The sequence below is a fragment of the Psychromonas arctica genome (assembly GCF_036697365.1).
Taxonomy (GTDB): Bacteria; Pseudomonadota; Gammaproteobacteria; order Enterobacterales; family Psychromonadaceae; genus Psychromonas; species Psychromonas arctica_A.
In genome coordinates, this window is the sequence record NZ_JBAHZA010000020.1 from 38,270 (window position 1) to 44,269 (window position 6,000).

Annotated in this window: 5 protein-coding genes; all 5 read right to left on the minus strand. The window is 41.0% G+C overall.

Features of this window, described 5'->3' with window-relative positions; all coding sequences use genetic code 11:
* Nucleotides 1-1,122 precede the first annotated feature (1,122 nt).
* The 5 genes from tuf to tusB all read right to left on the minus strand — a co-directional run bounded on the left by tuf (nt 1,123) and on the right by tusB (nt 5,987).
* On the minus strand, nt 1,123-2,307 hold the full coding sequence (tuf, locus tag V5290_RS16070) for an elongation factor Tu (protein WP_333388103.1): 1,185 nt from the start codon (nt 2,305-2,307) through the stop codon (nt 1,123-1,125).
* 74 nt (nt 2,308-2,381) lie between these two features.
* Nucleotides 2,382-4,478: an elongation factor G gene (fusA, locus tag V5290_RS16075; protein WP_333388106.1), complete on the minus strand. Its 2,097-nt coding sequence runs from the start codon at nt 4,476-4,478 to the stop codon at nt 2,382-2,384.
* 77 nt (nt 4,479-4,555) lie between these two features.
* Nucleotides 4,556-5,026 (minus strand): 30S ribosomal protein S7, encoded by a 471-nt coding sequence (gene rpsG / locus V5290_RS16080; protein WP_113820545.1) that lies wholly within the window; start codon nt 5,024-5,026, stop codon nt 4,556-4,558.
* Between the two features lie 84 nt (nt 5,027-5,110).
* Nucleotides 5,111-5,485 (minus strand): 30S ribosomal protein S12, encoded by a 375-nt coding sequence (rpsL, locus tag V5290_RS16085; RefSeq protein WP_025565709.1) that lies wholly within the window; start codon nt 5,483-5,485, stop codon nt 5,111-5,113.
* 208 nt (nt 5,486-5,693) lie between these two features.
* Nucleotides 5,694-5,987, minus strand: coding sequence for a sulfurtransferase complex subunit TusB (tusB, locus tag V5290_RS16090; RefSeq protein WP_333388112.1), 294 nt, complete (start codon nt 5,985-5,987; stop codon nt 5,694-5,696).
* Between the last annotated feature and the right edge of the window lie 13 nt (nt 5,988-6,000).

Below are 6,000 nucleotides of genomic sequence, written 5' to 3' on the forward strand. Positions count from 1 at the left end.
CTATCAAGCAAAGCTTGATATTAGGGGCGCTGGGCGAATTAACCGCCAGGTTAGTCTCATGAGCGGGTAAGCTCCGCGCACCCTTTTTTTAGCCTGCATATCTTTTGTGTAGATTTTAAAGTATTTAAATTTTTTATTACAACACAACCAATCAACACATAATCACAGAATATCTGATTTCTTCAACTCAGCAGTCTAACTCGCTCTACTCCTCAGCCGACTAATTAGTCCAGTCCGAGGAAGTCAAAGTCAACACACAAAACCCTGCAGGCTAAAGCCAGCGCCCCTTAAAAGATGTATCACAACTTTGATTGAGCTTCGATAGTTATAAAATGAAAAGGTGTGTCGTAACTTTCATTGATAATATAAATAACAAAGCTAGGTGATGCTTCGTAATACCTGCAAACAAACGCAAAAAGTAGCGATAGCTATCAAGCAAAGCTTGATATTAGGGGCGCTGGGCGAATTAACTGCCAGGTTAGTCTCACGAGCGGGTAAGCTCCGCGCACCCTTTTTTTAGCCTGCAGATCTTTTTGTGTCAATTTTAAAGTTTTTATATCTATTTTCTTGCAAAGCAGTAAATCAAAGCATAACACCAGAACGCCTTAACTCTTATCCTTAGGTGTCTAATTATCTTATCTCTCAAAGCCAAAATCAACACACAAAACCCTGCAGGCTAAAGCCAGCGCCCCTTAAAAGATGTATCACAATTTTCATTAATATCGATAAAACACCAAAAGGTGTATCACAACTTTTATAGAGCTTCGATAATTATGAAATGAAAAAATGTGTCGTTACTAACGATAAAGTACGAAACACATTCTGTAGCTTTCTCTATCTTTTAGCATCGTAGAAAATTTTCCTTCGCACATAAAAAAGAGAGCCGATGCTCTCTTTTTTAAATGTAGCTTAAAAACTATAAGAAGTAACTTTACTTGAGGTGTAGTACTCGATGATAGTAAAAACAAGCACCTACGTTTTTACAGGTATAGTACCACCTTCACGTATAGCGAAACATGATACGTAAAAGATTTTAATAAATAACACTTTCCTTCACCCATAAAAAAAGAGAGCCGAAGCTCTCTTTTTTGAATGTAGTTTAAAAACTATAAAGAGTAATTATTACTCGATGATAGTAGAAACAACACCAGCACCTACAGTACGGCCACCTTCACGGATAGCGAAACGTAGACCTTCATCCATAGCGATTGGACCAATTAGTTCAACAACGAACTTAAGGTTATCACCAGGCATTACCATTTCTACACCTTCTGGAAGCTCAACAGCACCAGTGATGTCAGTTGTACGGAAGTAGAACTGTGGACGGTAACCTTTGAAGAATGGAGTATGACGACCACCTTCATCTTTGCTTAGTACGTATACTTCAGATTCGAACTTAGTGTGTGGCTTGATAGAACCAGGCTTAGCTAGAACTTGACCACGTTCAACGTCTTCACGCTTAGTACCACGTAGAAGAACACCAACGTTCTCACCAGCACGACCTTCGTCAAGAAGTTTACGGAACATCTCAACACCAGTACATGTAGTAGTAACAGTTTCTTTAAGACCAACGATTTCTACAGACTCACCAACTTTGATGATACCGCGCTCAACACGACCAGTAACAACAGTACCACGACCAGCGATTGAGAATACATCTTCAATAGGAAGGATGAATGGCTTATCGATGTCACGCTCTGGCTCAGGGATGTAAGAATCTAGTGCGTCAGCAAGTTCAACGATCTTGTCTTCCCACTCAGCTTCACCTTCAAGTGCTTTAAGAGCAGAACCAAGGATAACTGGTAGGTCATCACCTGGGAAGTCGTATTCAGAAAGAAGTTCACGAACTTCCATTTCTACTAATTCTAGTAGCTCTTCATCATCAACCATGTCACATTTGTTTAAGAAAACAACTAAGTGTGGAACACCAACTTGACGAGAAAGTAGGATGTGCTCACGAGTTTGTGGCATAGGACCATCTGTAGCAGCAACAACTAAGATACCACCATCCATTTGAGCAGCACCAGTGATCATGTTTTTAACATAATCGGCATGTCCAGGACAGTCTACGTGTGCGTAGTGACGAGTTTCTGTATCGTATTCGATGTGAGAAGTATTGATTGTAATACCACGTTCACGCTCTTCTGGAGCATTATCGATAGAAGAGAAATCTTTAGTGTCGCCACCAAATTTCTTAGTTAATACAGCAGAGATTGCAGCTGTTAAAGTAGTTTTACCATGGTCAACGTGGCCGATTGTACCTACGTTTACATGTGGTTTATTACGTTCAAATTTTTCTTTAGACACAGTGTGTACCTTCTTTATCAGTAAATACCTCTCCACATGCCATCACATGGAAAGGCGTTAGTTTAATTTATTTTTTATTTCGCTTCAATAATTGCGTTAGCAATTTTTTTAGGCGCATCGGCATATTCTAAAAATTCCATCGAATATGATGCACGACCCTGCGTTGCTGAGCGAACTGCGGTTGCATAACCGAACATTTCAGACAGCGGTACTTTAGCATGAACGATTTTAACGCCACCAGGGCCATCGTCCATTCCTTCAATAATACCTCGACGACTATTAAGATCCCCGACTACAGTGCCCATCCATTCTTCTGGAGTAGTTACTTCCACTTTCATCAGAGGCTCAAGGATTGTTGCATCAGCTTTTAATGCCCCATCTCTGAAACCCATCATGGCAGCAATTTTAAAGGCCATTTCGCTAGAGTCAACCTCATGGTAAGAACCATTTAATAAAGTTACTCGAACGTCAAGCATTGGGAAGCCAGCAAGCACACCTTGATTCATTTGTTCTTCACAGCCTTTGCTTACTGCTGGAATGTATTCTTTAGGGAATACATTGTCAGCCATTTCGTTCACAAATTCAAAACCAGCACCATTTTCAAGTGGTTCTAATTTTAATTGGACGTGGCCATAGTGGCTCGGTCCTTCGCCTTGACGAATAAATTTACCTTCGATCTCAACCGATTTACGGATGGTTTCACGGTAAGCTACTTGTGGGTTACCCACGTTACAGTTCACGGAGAACTCGCGACGCATACGGTCAACAATGATATCAAGGTGAAGCTCACCCATACCAGAGATCAGTATTTGTCCAGACTCTTCATTCGTTTCAACACGGAATGAAGGATCCTCAGCAGAAAGTTTATCTAGTGCTAGCGTTAATTTATCTTGGTCAGCCTTAGTTTTAGGCTCAACCGCGATTTGAATAACCGGTTCAGGGAAATCCATACGCTCAAGTATAATATTCTGTCCAGCAACACAAAGCGTGTCCCCCGTAGTGACGTCTTTAAGGCCAACCGCAGCGGCGATATCACCAGCGCGAACCTCTTTGACTTCCTTACGTTCGTTAGCGTGCATCTGTACGATACGCCCTAAACGCTCTTTCTTGCCTTTAATAGGATTATAAACTTGGTCACCAGACTTAACTACGCCTGAGTACACACGCATAAACGTTAACGTTCCCACGAATGGGTCTGTTGCAATTTTAAATGCGAGTGCGGCAAATGGTGCATCATCAGAAGCAGGACATTCAATCTCTTTATCATTGTGGGCATTGATAGCTTTAATAGCATCAACTTCCACTGGAGAAGGTAAATAATCAACAACCGCATCAAGTACTGCTTGAACACCTTTATTTTTAAAGGCGCTGCCACAAGTCGCTAATACAATTTCGTTATTTAACGTACGAATACGTAAACCTGCTTTGATTTCTTCTTCTGAAAGCTCACCTTCTTCAAGGTATTTTTCCATCAGTTCATCATTTGCTTCTGCAGCTGTATCTACTAGCTCTTCGTGCAAAGCTTGCGCGTGCTCTAGTAAATCAGCAGGGATATCATTATATTCAAATGTCATCCCTTGATCTGCATCGTTCCAATTAATTGCTTTCATTTTAATGAGGTCAATAACCCCTTCGAACTCTTCTTCTGCACCAATATTCAAATGAATAGGTACACAAGTAGCGCCAAGGCGATTACGAATTTGCTCAAGCACAGCCTCAAAGTCAGCCCCTGTTCTGTCCATCTTGTTAACAAATACAACACGTGGAACGTGGTATTTATTAGCTTGACGCCAAACAGTCTCTGATTGTGGTTCTACACCTGATGTGCCACAGAATACAACTACAGCGCCATCTAACACACGTAAAGAACGTTCAACTTCAATAGTGAAGTCTACATGCCCAGGTGTATCGATGATATTAATGCGGTGCTGTTCATACTGGTTTTGCATGCCCTGCCAAAAAGTAGTAGTGGCAGCAGATGTGATAGTGATACCACGCTCCTGCTCTTGCTCCATCCAGTCCATTGTTGCTGCGCCGTCGTGAACTTCACCAATACGGTGAGATACGCCAGTGTAGAACAATACACGCTCTGTAGTAGTAGTTTTACCTGCATCAACATGAGCTACAATACCGATATTACGGTAACGCTCAATTGGAGTAGTACGTGACAATGCAATGTCCTTTTTAAATAAAGCTTTGTGCAAATAGAAACGAAAAAGCACAGGCTAAAGCCTGTGCTAAATACTTTCTACCAACGGTAGTGAGCAAACGCTTTGTTTGCATCAGCCATACGGTGAACGTCTTCACGTTTCTTAACCGCAGAACCTTTGTTATCTGCTGCATCTACTAGCTCACCAGCTAGACGTAATGCCATTGATTTTTCACCACGCTTACGAGAAGCTTCAACTAACCAACGCATTGCAAGAGCATTACGACGAGAAGGACGAACTTCTACAGGAACTTGGTAAGTTGAACCACCAACACGACGAGATTTAACCTCTACGCTTGGGCGGATGTTTTCTAGAGCTACTTCAAAAAGTTCCATTGGATCTTTGCTGCTTTTTTCAGCTGCAGTTTCCAATGCACCGTAAACGATTTTTTCTGAAATAGATTTTTTTCCGTCAACCATTACTACGTTAACGAATTTTGTTAGGATTTCTGATCCAAACTTAGGATCTGGTAGTACTTTACGAGTAGCTACGACGCGTCTTCTTGGCATCTTATTATCTCCGTGCGCTTCAGGATTTTACCCAAAACATATTAAAATTAAATAGTGTTTGTTTGGCCTTACTTACGGAAAGTATTAAGATTTAGGCTTTTTAGCACCGTATTTAGAACGACCGTTACGACGTGCTGCAACACCTGATGTATCAAGTGCACCACGGATTGTGTGGTAACGAACACCCGGTAAATCTTTTACACGACCGCCGCGGATCAAGATTACACTATGCTCTTGCAAGTTATGGCCTTCACCACCGATGTACGAAGTTACTTCGAAACCGTTAGTTAGACGTACACGAGCAACTTTACGCATTGCCGAGTTAGGTTTTTTTGGTGTAGTAGTATATACACGAGTACATACACCACGTTTTTGTGGACACGCTTCTAGCGCAGGAACGTTAGTTTTTTGAACTTTGTCCTTACGCGGTTTGCGTACCAGTTGTGAAATTGTTGCCATTATTAAATAGCTCCTAAGTGTGTGTGAAAAATCAAACCCTATAAATTAGGGTCGCAAGAGTTTACGCTGAATAGAATGGCGAGTCAATAATTAGGCAATTGTGTTTTTGCTCACACAATAAAAAAATAGGTCGGTAGTAGAAAACTCATTCAAGACGGGCTAATAAAGCATTAATAAATCAACAAGATAAATAAGGTTTTAAAGAGGTTTAAGCCCAGTTTAATTGGCTTTTACACTGTACCGTTAATGCAACAAATTCACTGTAATCAATAACCTCACCACATTTTGCATCAATGGCACGCGCATCAAGATCAGCCGCTAACACAAACAGGCGTTTATTTTCATGTAGTTGCAATAACTTATCATGTAACTCTGAGTTTGCCGCACTGGCAATCACCGCATCGTTCAGTAACAACACAATATCAGAATCCCCCAACTGCTTAATACAGTCAGATAATGCAAAAGAACTAAAAGGAGAACGACTAACCGTATGTAATATCATTTAAAAACTCATT

Coding starts and splice junctions, on each gene's coding strand:
- tusB (WP_333388112.1), bottom strand. CDS start 5,987: ATGATATTACATACGGTTAGTCGTTCTCCTTTTAGTTCTTTTGCATTA.
- rpsL (WP_025565709.1), bottom strand. CDS start 5,485: ATGGCAACAATTTCACAACTGGTACGCAAACCGCGTAAGGACAAAGTT.
- rpsG (WP_113820545.1), bottom strand. CDS start 5,026: ATGCCAAGAAGACGCGTCGTAGCTACTCGTAAAGTACTACCAGATCCT.